The sequence below is a fragment of the Bremerella sp. TYQ1 genome (assembly GCF_020150455.1).
Taxonomy (GTDB): domain Bacteria; phylum Planctomycetota; class Planctomycetia; order Pirellulales; family Pirellulaceae; genus Bremerella; species Bremerella volcania_A.
In genome coordinates, this window is sequence record NZ_CP083740.1 from 6,529,895 (window position 1) to 6,548,264 (window position 18,370).

15 protein-coding genes are annotated in these 18,370 nt (G+C 52.3%); 10 read left to right on the top strand and 5 right to left on the bottom strand.

Annotation, left to right across the window (positions count from 1 at the left end; all coding sequences use genetic code 11):
• Positions 1-37 precede the first annotated feature (37 nt).
• The 3 genes from LA756_RS26640 (at position 38) to LA756_RS26650 (ending at position 3,347) form a co-directional block, all read left to right on the top strand.
• Entirely contained in the window at positions 38-688 is a 651-nt protein-coding gene (locus tag LA756_RS26640; RefSeq protein WP_224437754.1) for a hypothetical protein, read from the top strand.
• A gap of 135 nt (positions 689-823) precedes the next feature.
• The gene (locus tag LA756_RS26645; protein WP_224437755.1) at positions 824-2,245 is read left to right on the top strand and encodes a c-type cytochrome; all 1,422 of its coding nucleotides are present in this window, start codon (positions 824-826) and stop codon (positions 2,243-2,245) included.
• A gap of 1 nt (position 2,246) precedes the next feature.
• Positions 2,247-3,347: a hypothetical protein gene (locus LA756_RS26650; RefSeq protein ID WP_224437756.1), complete on the top strand. Its 1,101-nt coding sequence runs from the start codon at positions 2,247-2,249 to the stop codon at positions 3,345-3,347.
• A gap of 62 nt (positions 3,348-3,409) precedes the next feature.
• On the opposite strand, the gene LA756_RS26655 is transcribed toward LA756_RS26650, so the two are convergent.
• A complete protein-coding gene (locus LA756_RS26655; protein ID WP_224437757.1) occupies positions 3,410-4,303 on the bottom strand; it encodes a DUF1571 domain-containing protein in 894 nt (297 codons plus the stop codon).
• Between the two features lie 296 nt (positions 4,304-4,599).
• Here LA756_RS26655 and LA756_RS26660 point away from each other — a divergent pair, with 296 nt between their 5' ends.
• Entirely contained in the window at positions 4,600-5,271 is a 672-nt protein-coding gene (locus tag LA756_RS26660) for an MBL fold metallo-hydrolase (RefSeq protein WP_224437758.1), read from the top strand.
• Here the strand turns inward: LA756_RS26660 and LA756_RS26665 are convergent.
• Positions 5,268-6,938, bottom strand: a complete 1,671-nt coding sequence (locus LA756_RS26665; RefSeq protein WP_224437759.1) for an ATP-binding protein — start codon at positions 6,936-6,938, stop codon at positions 5,268-5,270. The genes LA756_RS26660 and LA756_RS26665 overlap by 4 nt on opposite strands.
• A gap of 195 nt (positions 6,939-7,133) precedes the next feature.
• Between LA756_RS26665 and LA756_RS26670 the strand changes: the two genes are divergently transcribed.
• From LA756_RS26670 to LA756_RS26685, 4 genes are all read left to right on the top strand, one after another.
• Positions 7,134-9,155 carry a M28 family peptidase gene (locus LA756_RS26670; protein WP_224437760.1) on the top strand — a complete coding sequence of 674 codons (2,022 nt, stop codon included), beginning with the start codon at positions 7,134-7,136 and terminating at the stop codon, positions 9,153-9,155.
• 317 nt (positions 9,156-9,472) lie between these two features.
• The gene (locus tag LA756_RS26675) at positions 9,473-10,132 is read left to right on the top strand and encodes an OmpH family outer membrane protein (RefSeq protein WP_224437761.1); all 660 of its coding nucleotides are present in this window, start codon (positions 9,473-9,475) and stop codon (positions 10,130-10,132) included.
• A 115-nt stretch (positions 10,133-10,247) separates the two neighbouring features.
• On the top strand, positions 10,248-11,153 hold the full coding sequence (gene lpxC / locus LA756_RS26680; RefSeq protein WP_224437762.1) for a UDP-3-O-acyl-N-acetylglucosamine deacetylase: 906 nt from the start codon (positions 10,248-10,250) through the stop codon (positions 11,151-11,153).
• Positions 11,154-11,207: 54 nt separating this feature from the next.
• Positions 11,208-12,287, top strand: a complete 1,080-nt coding sequence (locus LA756_RS26685; protein WP_224437763.1) for a Gfo/Idh/MocA family protein — start codon at positions 11,208-11,210, stop codon at positions 12,285-12,287.
• Between the two features lie 83 nt (positions 12,288-12,370).
• Here the strand turns inward: LA756_RS26685 and LA756_RS26690 are convergent, their stop codons facing one another.
• Both LA756_RS26690 and LA756_RS26695 read right to left on the bottom strand, forming a co-directional pair.
• Positions 12,371-13,942: an ABC transporter permease gene (locus tag LA756_RS26690; RefSeq protein ID WP_224437764.1), complete on the bottom strand. Its 1,572-nt coding sequence runs from the start codon at positions 13,940-13,942 to the stop codon at positions 12,371-12,373.
• Between the two features lie 57 nt (positions 13,943-13,999).
• Positions 14,000-14,281 carry an acylphosphatase gene (locus tag LA756_RS26695; protein WP_224437765.1) on the bottom strand — a complete coding sequence of 94 codons (282 nt, stop codon included), beginning with the start codon at positions 14,279-14,281 and terminating at the stop codon, positions 14,000-14,002.
• A 262-nt stretch (positions 14,282-14,543) separates the two neighbouring features.
• On the opposite strand from LA756_RS26695, the gene LA756_RS26700 reads away from it, so the two are divergent.
• The gene (locus tag LA756_RS26700) at positions 14,544-15,692 is read left to right on the top strand and encodes a hypothetical protein (protein WP_224437766.1); all 1,149 of its coding nucleotides are present in this window, start codon (positions 14,544-14,546) and stop codon (positions 15,690-15,692) included.
• Here LA756_RS26700 and LA756_RS26705 read toward each other — a convergent pair.
• Positions 15,643-16,107, bottom strand: a complete 465-nt coding sequence (locus tag LA756_RS26705; RefSeq protein ID WP_224437767.1) for an NUDIX hydrolase — start codon at positions 16,105-16,107, stop codon at positions 15,643-15,645. The two genes, LA756_RS26700 and LA756_RS26705, sit on opposite strands and share 50 nt — an antisense overlap.
• A 297-nt stretch (positions 16,108-16,404) precedes the next feature.
• Here LA756_RS26705 and ftsH point away from each other — a divergent pair, with 297 nt between their 5' ends.
• Positions 16,405-18,336, top strand: coding sequence for an ATP-dependent zinc metalloprotease FtsH (ftsH, locus tag LA756_RS26710; RefSeq protein ID WP_261362128.1), 1,932 nt, complete (start codon positions 16,405-16,407; stop codon positions 18,334-18,336).
• Positions 18,337-18,370 lie beyond the last annotated feature (34 nt).

The window sequence follows — 18,370 nt, forward strand, 5'->3', positions numbered from 1 at the left end:
GAAATAATTCCGTCATGCATTTAGAAAGGTTTGCCTCGTGATGCGCATTGCCCTGTCATTTTTTATCGTCGCTCTCTTGAGTGCGACTTCTTTTGGCCAGACCGCGAAACCTGATAATCCCATCAAATTGAAGCTGGAACTCATTGTGGTTACTTGTTCGGCAGACGCGGAGCAAGGAACCATCGACAAAGGTTTGATTAAGGAAATCGAAGCGACCGTTGAGAAAGGAAAGTCCAAGCCATGGTTCGAGCTTCAAGATGCAGTCCAAAATAAGTTGCCCAAGTCGAGTGACAAAGTTTACTCCAGTATCGACGCATTCTCGTTGCAGTCGTTTCACGACCTCGAGCAATGGGCCAAGTTTGGCATGTCTCATCCTGGATACATGCGTTCGACCAGTTCAGGCCGAATCCCTCCTCGCGTTTCTATGGGCGAAGCAACCGTGAAAGCTACGCCATGGGTGCGTAGCGGAGAACAGTTTGGCTTGGGCGTAACGGTTGAACGACAGCTACCAGTCGTCATGTCGCCGCAGCGAACCTCAGGTTACCATCCTTCCGATCGAGAGACGCATTCGTTCACCTCTAATACGATATTGGATGCCAATCAAGCAGACGTGATCAATGTTTACCGTCACGTCGAGTCGAATTCGGAATCGTTGTTTGTCGTGATTGCCAGAGTCTCGAAACCGTAACCGTTCGATTCTTTTCTTGCACCACCTAAGCCCGTGCGACAAAATGCCGCACGGGCTTTTGTTTTCTTGGGATGTAAAATTGAAAGTAGAAGTTGCCACTCGATTGACAGCGTGAATGAGGGCGCAAGTACTGCCATGGAAGTTTATCCGGTCAATCAATACGACCCACTCATGCCAGGAATTCTGATGGCAATCGTGGCGGTCGTGCATGTGTTTCTTGCCCAGTTTGCGGTGGGCGGGGGAATGCTACTTTGCTATTTCCAGTGGCTTTCTATGACTGGCCGCTGTGCCAATGCGCGGCTATTCGTGCATGGCTATTTCAAGTGGTTGGTTCTTATCAGCTTCGTCGCGGGCGCGGTGACCGGAGTTGGAATCTGGTTCACTGCCATTCAAGTCAGTGCCCCAACGATCGGTGAGATGATTTTTAACTTTCACTGGATTTGGGCGACGGAATACTTGTTCTTCCTGCTAGAGATCTTTGCAGGCTATTTGTTTTACCGTTACCACCGTCATGTCGACGACGCGACCTGTCTGAAATTGCTGGGCATGTATGCGTTCGCGGCGTGGATGAGCTTGTTTCTGATCAACGGTATCATCAGCTGGCAGCTAACGCCCGGTGGGTGGATTGAAACGCATTCGATTGTCGCGGGATTTTTTAACCCGACGTTCTGGCCGAGTCTGTTCTTTCGGACGATTGTCGCGCTGACGTTGGCTGGGCTGGTCGCATGTATCGTTGTGAACACCATGAACAAGCTTCAGCAGGACGAAAAGCGAACGCTAATTAATTACGCGTCGCATTTGCTTCTGCCCATGATTTTGATGCCGTTTCTCGGCATTTGGTTTGTGATGGTGATGCCAGAGGATAGCCGTGGTTGGATCACCGGTGGCAGTCCAGCGATGACATTGTTTTTGAACATTGCCGTTGGAGCCTCCGTGGCAATCGGAGGTTATGCGGTCATCGGAATGTTCTTTCAGAAGCTCTATATCAACGGCGCGACAGCCACTTTGCTGCTCATGCTTGCGTTTGGAGCGACTGCTGGGGGGGAATTTGTCCGAGAAGGGTCTCGGAAGCCTTATTCGATTCGCTACTGGATGTATTCCAACGGGCTGTTCCCGGACGAGATCGCCCAGATGCGAAAAGATGGCTGCCTGGCCAACGATCCCTATCCGCTTACCGAAGGGACAAAAGTTGCCGGCGAGATCACCACCAAGGGAGCCAAGGTGTTTCGGCGGCAATGCGCGGTATGTCATACCGTGGTAGGTATCAATGGTGTGGTCGATCTTACGAAAACGTGGGACGAAGAGCAGATGCGAATGAACATTGCGAAACTGCAGCATCTCAAGCCGTTCATGCCTCCTTTTGCTGGTACACCGGAGGAGTTGGAATCGTTAGTGCGATACCTCAAGTGGGTCGAAGATCAAGATGATGAATCGGCGGAAGCGGCGATCAAGGAAGAAGATTTAGCGGACATTCAGAAATGGCTCGATGCCGCCGGTACCGAACCCGGTTCGGGGCTACAACATCGCAGTGATCTCGTCGAGGAGGTGCGAAACTAAGATGCCGTTCCCGTTTGACCTTCCGTTGACTTCGCTAACTTACATGCTGTTGTACCTGGCGACTTTCGTAACACACCACGTGTCGATGCATTTTGTCGTCGCTGGGTGTTTGACGATCGTCGGAGCCAGTATTTGGTATCGGGCTGACAAAACAAAGTTGATCGCCAATCCGGTCATTCGCGTGCTGCGGGATTGGATGCCGTTTGGGCTGAGTGCTGCGATTACCTTTGGCGTAGCGCCGCTGCTCTTCGTGCAGATCTTGGTGCCGCACAATTTCTATACTGCTAACTTGCTGCTTGGATGGCGATGGATGGTAGTGATTCCATCGCTGATTGCTGCTTTCTATTTGCTTTATGTTTTGAAGAGTAACTGGTTCGAGCGGTTGACTTGGTGGCAACGAGCTCTTGTGGCTGGACTTAATGCAGGACTGTTTGTTTTCATTGGTTTTTGCTGGACGGCGAACCATTTGGTTTCGAGCCAGCCGGATGCTTGGCCTGAGACGTTTGCCACCAGGCAACTTCCGCTGAGCATTCTCCAGGTCGTTTCACGTTCTGGCGTATGGCTCGGTGTTGCGTTCGCGAGCATGGCCTCGATTGTCACAGCTCAGCTGGCTTATTTGCGAGAAGGCACCGCGACGGACGAAGACTTGCCAGCGGTTGGTTGGATTCGCTGGATGGCTTTGGCTGGCCTTGCGGTTTTCGGCGTGGCCTCGCTTGGGGCAGTTGCTTTGTCGAAGCCAGGGTTCGCCGCCGTCAGCAGTTTCTCCGGCATCTTGTGGATAGGGCTCGGCGTAGTTTTATGGGCAACGCAAATTGTACTTTGGCTTCCCGAGGCACAAGCCATAAGTCGTCGCTGGGTGATTCCGCGAGTGCTACTTTTATCGGGGATGCTATTCTGTGCTTCGGTTATCCGGGAACTGATTCGTGTGGCTTCGATCGACTACATGGCATTTTTGCCAGTGCATGAGAAGGCCGGCGAAGTCGAAGGATTTGGGCTCTTTCTTGTGACTGCGGTGATTGCGATCGGCCTGATGTTGTTAAGTGCCTGGTGGGTGCGTCAGTCTTTTCAATTGGAAGAACGTTCGATCGAAGATGCCTCTTAGGCATAAAAAAAGGCCCCAGTCGGCGAGACGGGGACCTTTTAATATTGAGCTTTCAAAGCCGACTAAACGTTGAAGCCGTACTTTTCGTTGTGCGGGTCAAAGTCCGCATCGGTGAAGCCATTGTTGAGCTTCAAGTTCATGTAGGTGTATTCTTCCAGCATTGCTGGTTGTCCACCTTGCTGGGATGGCCAATCCCACGAAGCGAATCGGATCGGCACTTGAAGTTCATCGTCGATGAAGACGTGAGCTTTGTGGAAGCGGAAGTTCTTTCGTGGTACTGGGTGAACCACTTCGATCACGGTGCAAACGCGACCATTGATTTTTGCGCCGTTGTAAAACTTTACGTCACATTCGCCATATTGCATGTCTTGCTTGGCGACTTCGATCAAACGGACGATCAAATTCTTGATACCGACATCCGTGATTGGATAACGCTGGCCACGCATGGCCAATGCACCTAATGGGTCGAGCGAAACGGTGACGTGCTTCAGCAGGGCGCCCCCTTCGTGAGCCATCAGATTCCCGTTGTTGTGCCCTTTCACGTACAGCACTTCGCGGCCCTTCACGCTGGAAGGTTTCAGAAAGTACATGTAGACGCTGAATGGCGTCGAGACACGGCCACTCGCGTCGGCTTGCTCGTTGCGAATCTTGGTATAGATGAACTCTTGATCGGTCAGCTTACCGTTGATTTGCTCTCGCTTGACGAGCGTGCATTCGTAATCACGAATGTTCTGGTTGATGCTTGTCAGCCCTTGTTCCGCCATTCGCAGGGCAGGGGCCAGCGGGTGTTCGGCAGTAACCTGCTGAGCAGGGCCGCCGGTACGGTTGGAAACGCGATAAACGGGCTCGCGTAAGCCCTGACGTTGATCCTCACCGTAAGTCGCCCGGGTCAGCCCGCAGGCCAAAGCCGTGCCGCCGGCGAGCAGCGTTCGGCGAGAGAGGAGGGACTTGGTCATGATCAATCTCCGTTATTGTTCCGGTCCGGTTTTCTCGCGATCCTTGCGAGAATGAAAAGTACGATGCGCCGGACTCGTTTGTTCGCGAGAGGCGGCGCTTGCTAGCAAATTGGTTCGCCTTACCATGAGCGAAAGGATGCCCTACAGCGTCTTATCGCATCGTGCATGGCGGCAAATTGAATACCTTCCAAACGAGCGTCAAAGTTTTACAGATTACCAAGATCTCGTCAGATGGTTTATCATGCGCAGTTACTGTATCCAATTTTGCCCGCAAAGTGGAGTGCGATCTTCCTTTGATGCCTGAGATCAATTTTATCCGAATCGTCAGTATGCCGTTCGATGAAAACACCTATCTCCTTTATCGAGAAGGTGTTACGTCATGTGTTGTCGTCGATCCAGGATTAGAGCCAGAAAAAATCGTGAAAGCGCTCGAGGAGCGGAAACTTCAAGTTGCGGCAATTCTCAACACCCACGGTCACAGCGACCACATCGCTGGCAACGGCACCATGAAGCAAATGTGGCCGGATGCCCCTTTGGTGATTGGGCATGGTGACGCTGAAAAGCTGACCGATCCCAATAAGAACTTGAGTGCACCATTTGGGCTGGCGCTTGTTAGTCCGGAAGAGGACGCGACAGTCAAAGGGGGGGATGTTTATTCGGCCGCTGATATCGACTTCGAGGTCCGCGAAACCCCAGGGCATAGCCAGGGGCACGTCGTATTCGTTGTGAAAGATGGCACGCGGACCATCGTTTTGGGGGGAGACGTGCTTTTCAGCGGCAGCATCGGACGTACCGACTTTCCGGATGGCAGCTTCGCGGATTTGAAGCGATCGATCGAAGAGCAGTTGTTTACGCTGCCAACCGATTCAATCATTTTGCCAGGCCATGGACCGACGACGACCGTGGGGGACGAAATCGAATCGAATCCCTTCGTGGGGAAACCTGCCGGGTACGATCCTGCAAGTTAATAGCGGGTTTCTTCGGTCGGAACCGCGATCCAAGGGAAATGCAGGATAAACTTGGTCCCTTGACCAGGAGTGCTTTCCACGAGGACGTCTCCGCCATGTTCTTGGAGGATCTTTTGAGTCACAGGAAGCCCCAGTCCTGTGCCGCGGTTACCTTTGGTCGATTCGAACGCTGAAAAGATCTTTTGCAGCATCTCGTCCGGAATTCCGCACCCGTTGTCTTCAACCAAACAGGCAAGTGTTTGATCTTGTTGACGGAATTCCGTGGAAACGACAACGCGAGCTGTTTCGATTTCTGTTACGGCATCAATCGCGTTCGTGACCACATTTAGCACGGCGCGGTGAATTCCTTCTTCGTCGAACAGCCCCATCGGAAGATCGATGTCAGGGCGAAACTCCAGTAGGACATCGTTCTCTTTCGCACGTGCCCGCATCAAATTGACGACGTCTTCCACGACATCGTTGAGCGATGCATTGCTGCGATCCGGTTCACGTTCCTTACTGAAAGAAAGCATGTCCATGACCAAGTGTGCGATGCGGTCTTGGTTTCTAGAGACAATGCCCCAGCCATGCTGGACAACATCCATTTTGCCGGACTTGATGCCTTCTTCGATAATGTAGCTGCCGCCGTGAATCCCTTGCAGAATGTTTTTCACATGATGCGAAATGGCGGCGACCGCTTGCCCCATAGCGGCAAGTCGTTCGCTACGAACCACGGCCGAATAGTAGTGCGTGTCTTCTACTGCTAACGCTGCTTGATGAGCGATAGCGATCATCAGCTTCAGGTGGTCTTCGGTAAAGCGGGACTTGGTCGGGGATGACGACATATCGGGAGGGATAAACGTATCGATGTATATCGCCCCAACGATGCCGTATCGGCCTTGCATGGGAACGCAAATCGCTTCGTTTACGCCACTGTTGATGATGCTTCCTTCCGGCGACCAGCGCTGATCGTCTTGGGCATCGGAGGTGAGAACCCCTTCACGATTGGTAAGTACGTATTCGAGAATCGTGCGACTGATGGTGATCGACTCGTCGATGCCGCTTTGGCCTTCGCGGACTCTTTGTGCTTTGGCTTCGGGCTTTTTCGTTTGCGAGTCGATCAACACAATGCATGCGCGATCCGCTTCGACCCAGTTGAAAATAAGGCCTAGCAGGTAATCGAGTAATTGTTCGATATCGAGCGTTCGGCTGACGGCCAAAGCCGTGTCGTAGATTAGCTGCAAGTTGTCTTGCAGATTTTGCGATTCTCCTGGCTCACGAAGCTCGGAAGGCAGAAAGATCTGGCTGCCTTCTTCGTGTCGAATCGAATGAATAATCCGAGACCCTTCACGGTGCCGCTCTTGCAGGCTCACACTGATCGGCCGAGTTGTGGGAGCCGAAGCGGTATGGGTGAAGATCATCAGCGTGTGACCGAGCTGCAATCGGTCTCCATGAGTCAGCTGGCAATCGGAGACTCTTTTCTGATTGAGGAAGCATCCATTGGAGCTTTGAAGATCAATCAGTCGAAAGCCATCGTCGGTCATGCGTATTTCAGCGTGGCGACGCGATATTTCGGTATCGTGCAGAACGATCTCGTTACCACGATCTCGACCAATCGAAATCATGTCACGCGCTAATTCAAACCGGCGTCCTTGGTCGTCGCCTTGGATGACAAATAGTGAAGCCAAACTACAAACTCGGGAATGACGACGCAGCGGTCCAGGTAATAAACAATCTCAACTGAGAAATGATTTTACGACGATTTGCATCCCGCTGGCAATGCGGCGAGTTATCGGTTGACGAAGGACTGGCTACGGAAAAGAATCGTAAGTTGCCCAACTTCTCCGGAAAGCACGAATCCCTCTTTTGTGGAATGCCGCTTGATGTTTGTTCGTCCCGCCTTTGCCAAGCTGTTGGTTTGTCTCACGATCCTGGCCATGCCTGCCACTCTGATGGCGCAGGAAACGTCGACGGAGTCTCCACCAAAACGTGATGTCGAGTCCCTGAAAAAGACCTTAGGCTTTCTTGCATCGGACAAACTCGAGGGGCGTGGGATCGGTAGCGATGGTCTCGAAGAGGCGGCCCAGTATCTCGCGAAGCAGTTTGAGGCGATCGGATTGAAGACCGACTTGGTCAACGGTTCGCCGTTTCAGAACTTCGAGGTGAATATTTCTTCAGAGCTTGGGCCGGTACAAAGCAACACTCTGAAACTTGTTTCCGGAGCGACCGTCGAGAAGCTAGAGATCGGCAAGGATTTTACTCCTCTAGCGGTAGGCGGAAGCAATACGTTTGATGCCCCCTTGGTCTTTGTCGGTTATGGAATTTCCGCACCGAAACTCGATTTCGATGAGTTTGCCGAGATCGACGTCGACGGCAAGATGGTTGTCATTCTGCGGAAAGAACCCCAGCAAGCCAATCCGCATAGCGTCTTTGATGGCACGACTTCTTCTCAGCACGCATTGTTTAGTCGCAAGATCTCCAATGCTTATCAAAAAGGAGCCGCTGGCGTCATCTTGATCAACGATGCCCAAGGGCTGGAAGAAATCCGTGCCCATGTGAAAGCTGCGTTTGATACGGCTGTGACGGACTTGGTTAAAGTTCAGCAAGAGCACAAGTCAGGCGATGAGCGATCTCCGGAAGAGATTGAAGCGTATCTCGACAAGATCACGTCGCTCGGAAAGAAGATCGGAGAGTATGGCGAACAACTCGAGCAGGGTATGGACGAGTTGCTGCCTCTTACAGGAGCTGGGCCGGAGTCGACTCGCCCGAAGTTTCCCGTGATTTTCGCAAAACGAAGCGTTTTCGAGCCATTGATTGAAAAACAGTTCGGAAAGTCACTTTCGGAAATTGAGCAATCGATCGACAAAGATTTGAAGCCAATCGTCGGCCCTCTGGGGGACTATCGGGCGGTCGGTGAAACGAACATCGTTCGAGAAAAAGCTACCGTGCGAAATGTAATCGGTTTGATCGATGCCCCTAATGCCACATCTGACGAAGTCATTGTTGTCGGAGCCCATTACGATCATTTAGGCATGGGAGGCACTGGCAGTCTGGCTCCGCTTACTCATGAAATTCATAACGGAGCCGACGATAACGCCTCGGGGACGACTGCATTATTGGAAGTTGCCCGCCGACTTGTCGAGAAGAAGAAGGAGTTGAAACATCGTGTTTTGATCATCGGATTCACTGGGGAAGAAGAGGGGCTGCTGGGAAGTGCCCACTACGTTAAAGAGCCAGTGATCCCAATCGATAAGACGCTCATGATGTTCAACATGGACATGGTCGGGCGACTTGATGAAAACAAGTTGATTGCCATGGGAAGTGGTACGGCAGAGTTGTTTGAACCGCTGCTGGATCGCCTCAACGAAAAGCACAAGTTTGAACTCACCAAAGATCCGGGTGGGTTCGGCCCAAGCGATCATGCTTCCTTCTATGCGAAGCAGCTCCCAGTGCTTGCATTGTTTACCGGGACCCACAACGACTATCACCGTCCGAGCGACGACACCGACAAGATCAACTTCGAAGGTATGTCGCGAATCATTGACTATGCAGTCGATATCTTGCTTGCGATCGATCAGACCGACGATCGTCCAAAGTATGTTGCCGTGGAAAGCAAGCAGCCTGAGATGCGAGGTGGTTCTCGTCCTTACTTCGGTAGCATTCCGGATTTCACCGTCGTCGGGAAAGGGTACGGCATTCAAGGAGCAAGTCCCGGAAGTCCCGCCGCCGAAGCTGGCATCAAGGGCGGGGACGTTTTGATCGATCTCGGAGGGAACCGAATCGGCGGTTTGGAAGATTTCGACGCGGCTCTTCGCAAATTTAAAGCAGGCGAAAAAGTCGAAGTGGTCGTTCTTCGTGATGGCAAGGAAGTTAAGCTAACCGTCACGCTAGCCCCGCCTCGGTAGTTCCGAAGTTTAATTTAGGTTGAGTCGCGAGAATGGGTATCGCCGGCCTGGAATGCTAGCCCAAGATTCGTCCTCGAAATTTCGGACGAGAGGTGATTTCCTGGACTCGATCGAACCTCGATTGCCGATAGGGCGTAGTAACCTCGCGAAGGTCTGGATCAGCCCAGAAGTTGTAGGGGAAAGAATTTACTCAGATTGCACTTTACGTGATCGCGGCTCTTCGGCAAAATGTCGCGACTTTCCCGTTCAGACGGTGTGTTTCGCAATCGTTTTTGTTCCGTGGCAGCCACCCGCCATGGGCTGTCCACGAGATGGTCATGAGGACCAGTTTTGTCCAGCAAGGAGTGCTGAAAGTGAAGCGAATTCTCTCTTGTTTCTGTGTCGCGGTCGCGTTGACCGTTTTCTGTCAAGTCAGCACTGCCTCGGCCCAGCAGGCAAGTGCCGGTAACATTGCCGTTATCGATATCCCAGTCATTTTCAAGAATCACGCTTTGTTCAAGAAGCAGATGGACGAGCTTAAGGCTTCCGTCGACGCTGCCGAACAAGCTCTGACGCAAGATCGTGACCAGATGAAGGGCATGGTTGAGCAGCTACAGGCTTTCAAGGCCGGTACCCCAGAGTACAAGCAGTTGGAAGAAAAGATGGCTAAGGTTCAAGCCGATCTGCAAGTCAAAGTGGGCATGCAGAAGAAGGACTTCATGGAAAAAGAAGCCCGCATCTACTTCAACACCTATAACCAAGTGACTCAAACGGTTGCTACGTTCGCACAGCGACACAACATCACTTTGGTTCTTCGTTACAACAGCAACGAAATCGACCCAACCAACCGTCAATCGGTTTTGGAAGGTGTCAATCGTCCGGTGATTTATCAAAACCAGATCGACATCACCTACGACATCTTGAACATCCTGAACAACGGCGTCGCTCGTGCTCCGATCAACAACGGTACCAGCCAAGTACCGCAGGGTCGCTTCTAAATCGGGCTCGCCCAAGGTTGATAGTCACTATGAACAAAGGCGAGGCCGCACGGTTGGTCTCGCCTTTTGTCGTTCGATAGATTTCCTTTGCCTTTATTGGCTAGATACTGCCTCTATGAATTCCGCATCCATCGCCTCGACCGGCGAACCGATCGCACGACTTCAGCAAACCATCAAGGCCACCGCATCCGTATCGGGCCGCGGCTACTGGAGTGGCAAGGAAGTGACAGTTCGCTTCGAGCCTGCTCCCGAGGACACCGGGATTGTCTTCGTTCGCGAAGATATAGAGGGTGCTCCCCAGGTACCTGCTCAAGTTGATTATCGAATCGAAGTTCCGCGACGTACCAATTTGGTGCATCAAGGGGCAACGGTCGAAATGGTCGAACATGTCCTCGCGGCATTGGCCGGTTTGCAGATCGACAACTGCCTGGTGCACGTGAATTCGGCAGAGATGCCTGGGCTGGATGGGTCTTCCAAGGCCTACGTCGAGCAACTGGCAGAAGCAGGCGTCGAAACACAATCGTCGCCTCGGGCCGTATTGGCGATTTCGGAAGTGGTACGCGTCGGCGATGACGAATGCTGGGTCGAAGCCCGACCGAGTGGTTCTAACCGCATGAAGTTCAAGTATCGTCTCGATTTCGGCACCGATGGAATGATCGGTCGCGAGACGCTTGAGGGAAAGCTTACCCCAGAATATTTCCAAGCTGAATTGGCCCCTGCGCGAACATTTCTGTTGCTTCAGGAAGCGGAATGGCTGCGTCAGCAAGGGCTGGGAACGCATGTAGATTTCAGCGAGCTTTTAGTTTTTGGACCAGAGGGACCAATCGACAACGAGCTTCGTTTTGAAGACGAATGTGTACGGCACAAAGTCTTAGACCTGGTCGGTGATCTGTCGCTGGCCGGTTGTGATATTCAAGGAACGATCATCGCAAATCGTAGCGGTCATCGTTTGAATGCGGAGTTGGTGAAACAACTTCTGAAAGAAAATCAGGTTGCCTATTTGTCACGGCGGACCGCCTGATTTTTTTACAAAACGCTTCGTAACGCCGTGCGATCCAAGCAGAGGATGTTGGCAATGCGTCAGGTAAGACTTGCGGTCATTGGGACCGGCCACCTGGGTAAAATTCACGCCAAATTGGCGAAGGGCATCTCGGTGTTCAATCTGGTCGGCGTTGTCGATCCAGTTAAAGAGACACGCGATGCGTTCTGCAAAGAGCATAAGCTCAAGGGCTATGACGACGTCAGCGAAATCGCATCGAAGATCGACGCCGCCGTCATCGCCACGCCGACGCTCTATCATAAAGAGGTCGCCGCGCCCCTGCTGGAAGCGGGGAAGCATGTTCTCATCGAAAAGCCAATTACGCTCACCACGGAAGATGCCGACGAGTTGATTGAGCTGGCCGAGCATCATCAAAGCGTCCTGCAGGTAGGACACGTCGAGCGATTCAATCCTGCTTTTCGAGAAGCATGTAAAAAAATCGAATCGCCTCGCTTTATTCGAGGTGAGCGAACCAGTGGCTATACGTTCCGTTCGGTCGATGTCGGCGTAACGCTGGATCTGATGATTCACGATATCGATCTCGTGCTATCGATGGTTCGTAGCCCTGTCGTCGATGTTCAGGCAACCGGGTTGACCGTTTTTGGGCCTCACGAAGATATCGTCGAAACTCGCCTTACGTTTGCTAACGGCTGCGTTGCGAATCTGACCGCATCGCGTGCCAGCTATAATCCTTCGCGGCACATGGAAGTCTTTAGCGATTCCGGCTTCGTGGGAGTCGACTTCACGACTCGCAATGTTCGGTCCATTGTGGCAGACGATATCGTCAAGCAAGGTGTCGCCGAAGTTCACAAGCTCTCGCCCGAAGGGAAAACCTGGGTCCGGGATCACTTGTTCTCGAGCGTTTTGCCGTGCCAGGAAACAGAAGTTGCGCCTGGAAACGCGATTGAAGCGGAACTGAGTGAATTCGCCGATTGTATTCAGCGTGGACTTACGCCAACGGTAACCGGGCAAGCGGCTCGCGAAGCCCTTTCTGTCGCCCTGCAAATCAGCGATGCGGTTCATGCCCACCAGTGGGATGGTGGAAATGTCAATCTTGTCGGCCCTGCCATGCGACCAGAACCTAAGCATGTCGTAACGATCAAGAAGGCCGCTTAGCGCGTTAAGTTATATCCACCCAAAAGAAAAGCCACCGCAATCAACGCGGTGGCTTTTTTATTTCGAATGGATTATCGACGACGTTAGGCAAGGTCGCGATCTTCAAACAAGATCAACGCCAGGAACATCGTCATGGCACCATAAAGTGCGGTGTAAAGTGCGGTACCTGCGATGTATTCCATCGGAATCTCTCGGCCAGCCGAGATGGCACCATAAATTTCGAAGTTCTTCAGCACCGGAAGAATCGTCGCCACAAAGCTGGCGACAAATTGCACCGGTTCGAATCCCTCGACGGACGCCTCCATAATCGACGGTGTTAAGTGCCCTAACGCCCAAATGCCAAAAGTGAGCATGAAGTTGGCAACCATGGGAAGCCGCGTCGAAATAGCGACCGAAACGCCGGCAAGCACCAAAGTTTCCATGAACACAAGCAGAACGCCAGGGGCGACGCTCATCGCTTCATGATGCAGCAACTGCCAGGTAACCCCTTTTTCCCCTTCGTATTCGACGACTGCACCTTCGCGTTTGTCGAAAATAGGCTTTTGGGCAACGGCAACGACAAAGACCGAACTGATCATGATGAACAAAACGCTCACCAGCCAGGCGATGCCAGCGAACTTGCCAAGCACGAATTGACGGCGGCTAACCGGCTTCGAGAGAAGGGTGAGTGCGGTTCGCCCTTCGATTTCTTCTGAAACACTGCGACTTGCAGCCCAGATGGCGACGATAATTCCCAGCACCATCATGGCTTGAAGACAGGTATGCTTAAGCACTTTGATGTCTTCGCCAAACGTTTGGTAAGGAATATAGATCGACGCGACCATGAACAAGCAGCCAACGACCGCACAGATCAGGAACAGCAACTGGTAAATTTCGCTACGAACCGTAGCTTCCGCGATTGCCGACATCTTGGGGAAGATGCAGACCATGGCAAAGAAAGTGCCATACAGCAACAGCACCAAAGTACCAATGAAGAAAATCGACTCGGCCTCGATGTGTTCCGGCTCCGTCACAATCTTCATGTCGATCGAAATATCAGAATTCGTGATGTTTCGAGCGTAAAGATCGATCGACTCATTGGCAGGGATCTTGCGAAGTAAAGTCCCTCGGTCTCCACGGCGCCATTCAAAACGCTCACCACCACTGATGTCGAACGCGACAACGTCTTCGTCGGTGCCTTCGAGTCGAGCGACAAGCTCGATCTTTCCCGAGCTATCGACGGTGATGTTGCGAAGTTGGTCAGTCAGGACCGTAACGTCGAGAGTCTGGGCTGGAACGTTGCCAAACTCATCGACATCGCCGGTCGCGACAGGGACCACGATTTCGTAGGTCGACTCACCAGTGGTTGGAATTTGCTTAAGGGAGTTCAGAATGCCCATGGCATTGGGAACCATCGGCAGCAAGGCGAACGCCATGATTACCCAGATACCCATCACCACTGAAATTGGCATCAGAACGGGGCCTCGCAAAGCTTGCGTGCATCGTCCACCAAGTTTAGGTGAAATTGCGAGAAGTAATGCCCAAATCAACGCCACGGCCAATAGGCCGAGGATCACACCAACGGCAAACAACCATACGGCTGTTGCCAAGTGTTGGCGATTAATTTCGTCGATATAGAAAAAGAAGCCGAGAAGGGAAGAGTGGGTCGGGATCATAAATCGATTAATGGGTTGCCAGGCACGAAGCGAAGTAAGTGCTTCGACGAGGTTGAATTAATAGTGGATCTCGAAGGTTTCCAATTCGCCGGACGAATCAGACCACTGACAATCAAGATCGTTAATGTACTCAAACATGCGATCACGAATGGCAGCCAGGAAGTCGCTACAAGCCGACTTGGAACCCTCTGCGACAAGCTCTACGTTGCCACTGGGAAGGTTTTTTACCCAGCCGACGACAGGAAAAGACTTGGCAATCTGAGTGGTGGTTTGTCGGAATCCGACACCTTGCACATGCCCGGAAAAGACTACGTGCATTCGGGTTGATGCGTCCGTCATTTCACCACCCTCTAGGGAACCATGCGATAGCAACTAGCAAGTTCTCATGATAGTTCACCAAGGGCGTGTCAGCTAGATGCTGAAACTCTATACGTGCCAAGATGTTGGATGGATCGGTCGATTAAGTTTTCTTCATTGCTATTGTGCCGATTTCAAGGCTTACGGCGATTTAAACCATCGTTGCATCCACTCTTGTAGATGGCCTAATGCAAAAATACTGCAATTGACGCATCTATTGTCGAATTGGTAGCGTTCCGCCCCTATGAAAACTACCACTCTTAGCCTGATCGCTTGTTGCCTACTTGCCTCGGTTTGCTGGGCACAGTCTCCTTTGGCGGCTCCCTATGAAGGGGTGCTTGTCCTGAGCAATGGTAATGCGATGCGTGGGCGAATCACGCAGGAAGGCGAATATTACTCGTTAGCGATCAACGAAGATTCCGTCGTTCGATTGCCTGCCGAGCGTGTGGCGTTTGCTTGTAAGTCGATTGAAGAGGCTTACTTGCGGCAAAAAGCCAAAGTTGGCACAACAACCGTGGCCGACCACGTCGAACTCGCGAACTGGTGCTTAGACCTGCAGTTGTGGGAAGAAGCTGCTTATCACCACGCAATTGCGGTGCGTTCTGGCCCCAATCAGACAGATGTGATCCGATTGGATCGCCGATTTCAGATCAAATTGGATGAAAAGGCGAATCCTGACAAAATCGAGCAGGTGCAGTACGCCATGCCGGTAACGAAACCTGACGTCAGTTTAGAAAGCACTGACTTTGAGGAGCCTGATCCGTCACTGTCGCCCCAGGTAGTTCGATATTACACAAGTACTATTCAGCCGATCATGTTGAATGGTTGTGCGGCAAGCCGATGCCATGCAGAGAACTCAGAAAATGCATTTCGCTTAGTCGAGTTCGAGAACGTCCGATCGATTCCGCGGCGAATGACTGTGCGAAACATGAATTCCGCATTGGCTTACATCGATTATGAACGAGCCCAGAACAGCCCGCTTTTGACCAAGAGTGCCACTCGCCACGGTGATGGAACGGCCCCCAATTTGTCTCCAGAGCAGCTTCGAGCCATTCAGGCTTGGGTATTCGCGGCCGCACGGGGCCCGCGACCCATGAAAGCGACAGCCACTCCCACGATTATGCCGGCATCGTTTGACGCCCCTGCTGAAATGCCCAAGGCACTTCAGCAGCCAAAAGAAACAGGTCGGAGACCGAGCGAATCTATTCCTGTGAACCCTATTTTCGGCGGTAACGCGAACGTTTCAAAAGGTGGTCGTGAAATGCCATATCGATCGATCCCTAAGAAAGGGGTGACCCCGAAAGAGAAGCCGGAAGTAAAGGACGAATTCGATCCAGAACTGTTTAACCGGCAGTTTCATCCCAATCGTCAGGAACCGTTATTCCAGGAATAACGAACGACGAACGTCCCCAGGCAACCAAGAAGTCCCGATTGCTCGTCAATAGATCGGGATTCCGCAGTAAGTCTTGCCCTGTGAGCCAGAACGATTCTGCGACTTCCTCGGCATTTAAGACAAGCGTCGCTTCTTCATCGATTTGGGCATACCACCACGCAACAGATGTGCCCCAAGGGGTAACCGTCTCGAACAGTCGCTCGCCAGCCACGGCGTCGATGCCCAGTTCTTCCTGAACTTCTCGTATTAGAGCATCTGCCTCGGATTCTCCTGTGTGGATGCCGCCTCCTGGGAAACAGACCTTTCCAGGGGCAACAACGAACTGGCTGCGGCGAATCGTCAGGAAGGTATTCTGGCGAACAATCACGCCCACCACCGCACGTTTTCGTATCGGCACATCGCTACGACTTGCCATGATATTTGGGGTAGCCCCTTTTTACTTAAGTTGTTTATCCGCAATAATTATTGGCGGTTCTTAGGACTGCTGGGCATTATTCGTGTCCGGCACGCCAAGGGACGCCAGTAACTGCTACAATGTAGCGACGTATATAACGTTAAAGAACCGTGAACTTGTCCGACTGCAAAGGATCATTGCATGGCGGAAAATCCGCGTAACGAAGATCAGCCTAACGAACGCCCCAGTGGAGGTGGTGGGATGCGGCCTAATTTTACGGTCGTCGCGCTCGCCATTCTTTTGGCTGCCGTCGTGCTGATGCTGATCTCGACCGCCGACTCTCCTTACTCAACGCTGACCGTTTCCGAATTTGAAAAGGAAATCAAAGACGGGAATGTCGAAAAGGTCGTACTTGGTGACATGGAAGCTCGGGGCGAATTAAAAGTCCCGCAGAATGTCATGGAAATCAAGGATGGCAAAGAAGTTGCGAAGAAGGATTCTGAGGGAAACTTCATTAAGAAGCCAAAGGCGTTTCGCGTTCGGATTGCGTCGCAAGAGTCCCCTGAGTATGCCGATTTGGTAGCGATGCTGCGCGAACATAACGTGCCGCGTGAAATCGATACGTCGTCTCAAGCAATGCAGTCGATCATTTGGATCGTCATAATGTTGCTGCCGTTGGTGTTCCTATTCATTATCTGGAACAGCTTCCGCCGCAGCCGAGATCAGATCATGGGCGGCGGCTTCCTTTCTGGCTTTAGCAAGAGTCCCGCGAAGCGCTACGAGGCGACTCGAAAGGCAATCACGTTTAAGGACGTCGCTGGCCTGGAAGGGGTTAAGAGTGACCTCTTGGAAATTGTCGACTTCCTACGCACGCCGGAAAAATTCGAGCGACTTGGCGGTCAGATTCCCAAGGGGGTCCTGTTAGTCGGGCCTCCCGGTACCGGGAAAACATTGCTCGCTCGTGCGATCGCCGGTGAAGCTGGCGTGCCGTTTTATGCGATCAATGGTTCTGAGTTCATTCAGATGTTTGTCGGTGTGGGGGCGAGTCGTGTTCGTGACTTGTTCAAGACCGCAAAAGACAACAGTCCCTCGATTATCTTTATCGATGAAATTGATGCTGTTGGACGCCAGCGTGGTGCCGGCCTTGGTGGTGGGCATGACGAACGTGAGCAAACGTTGAATCAGATCCTCAGCGAGATGGACGGCTTTGTGCAGGGCGAAACAGTCATCGTGATTGCCGCGACGAACCGTCCCGACGTTCTCGATCCAGCATTGCTGCGGCCTGGTCGTTTCGATCGCCATATCACCGTCGATCGTCCTACATTAAAGGGGCGAGTTGAGATCTTCAAAGTACACGTCCGCGATGTGCCGTTGTCTGACGACGTCAATATCGAGCGACTCGCTGCAGGTGCCGTTGGGCTGACAGGTGCTGACATTCGCAACCTGATCAACGAGGCAGCGTTGTGGGCGACGCGTCAAGATCGCGAAGCAGTGACGATGGAAGATTTCGAGTATGCTCGCGACAAGATCTTGATGGGAGCACGTCGCGAAGAATCGTTGGTAGCTCGCGAGAAAGAAAAAACGGCCTATCACGAAGCAGGGCACGCTTTGCTTTCATGGCTGCTGCCCGGCGTGGATCGACTTCACAAAGTGACCGTGATTCCTCGCGGACGAGCTTTGGGCGTAACGCAAACGCTTCCGGAAGAAGACCGGATGAATATCAGCGAGAGCGAGCTGTACGACCAGCTGGCATTTATTTTAGGCGGCCGTGCTGCCGAGAAGATCGCCTACGACGAACTTAGTGCCGGCGCCGAGAACGACTTAGAGCGAGCAACGAAGATGGCTCGCCGCATGGTCACACAGTGGGGCATGAGCGAACGTCTCGGTCCCGTGAATTATAAAATTACCGATGAAGATCCATTCCTCGGTCGCGAAATTCACGAAAACCGCCACTTCAGCGAGCACACCATGCAGATCATCGACGACGAAGTCGCGAGGATTCTGCACGAGTCGCACGACAAAGCGATCGAGGTTCTGACAACCAACAAGGACAAGCTGATTAAGCTGACCAATGCGTTGTGCGAACATGAAGAGCTTTCCGATCAAGAAGTTGAAAAACTGATCGGTCCTTCCGTGCACCGTTCTAAGGCAAGCAAGTTGAATTCCGAGATGGAAATTGCTTCCAACGGACACGCCACGCCTCCGCCAGAGATCAATACGGACGATTTGAAGGCGGAAGAATCGAACTAAGTTTCCTCTCCCGGAAAAGGACGAGGGGATCAGG

Coding starts and splice junctions, on each gene's coding strand:
- LA756_RS26645 (WP_224437755.1), top strand. CDS start 824: ATGGAAGTTTATCCGGTCAATCAATACGACCCACTCATGCCAGGAATT.
- LA756_RS26650 (WP_224437756.1), top strand. CDS start 2,247: ATGCCGTTCCCGTTTGACCTTCCGTTGACTTCGCTAACTTACATGCTG.
- LA756_RS26655 (WP_224437757.1), bottom strand. CDS start 4,303: ATGACCAAGTCCCTCCTCTCTCGCCGAACGCTGCTCGCCGGCGGCACG.
- LA756_RS26660 (WP_224437758.1), top strand. CDS start 4,600: ATGCCTGAGATCAATTTTATCCGAATCGTCAGTATGCCGTTCGATGAA.
- LA756_RS26670 (WP_224437760.1), top strand. CDS start 7,134: ATGTTTGTTCGTCCCGCCTTTGCCAAGCTGTTGGTTTGTCTCACGATC.
- LA756_RS26675 (WP_224437761.1), top strand. CDS start 9,473: ATGAGGACCAGTTTTGTCCAGCAAGGAGTGCTGAAAGTGAAGCGAATT.
- lpxC (WP_224437762.1), top strand. CDS start 10,248: ATGAATTCCGCATCCATCGCCTCGACCGGCGAACCGATCGCACGACTT.
- LA756_RS26685 (WP_224437763.1), top strand. CDS start 11,208: ATGCGTCAGGTAAGACTTGCGGTCATTGGGACCGGCCACCTGGGTAAA.
- LA756_RS26690 (WP_224437764.1), bottom strand. CDS start 13,942: ATGATCCCGACCCACTCTTCCCTTCTCGGCTTCTTTTTCTATATCGAC.
- LA756_RS26695 (WP_224437765.1), bottom strand. CDS start 14,281: ATGACGGACGCATCAACCCGAATGCACGTAGTCTTTTCCGGGCATGTG.
- LA756_RS26700 (WP_224437766.1), top strand. CDS start 14,544: ATGAAAACTACCACTCTTAGCCTGATCGCTTGTTGCCTACTTGCCTCG.
- LA756_RS26705 (WP_224437767.1), bottom strand. CDS start 16,107: ATGGCAAGTCGTAGCGATGTGCCGATACGAAAACGTGCGGTGGTGGGC.
- ftsH (WP_261362128.1), top strand. CDS start 16,405: ATGCTGATCTCGACCGCCGACTCTCCTTACTCAACGCTGACCGTTTCC.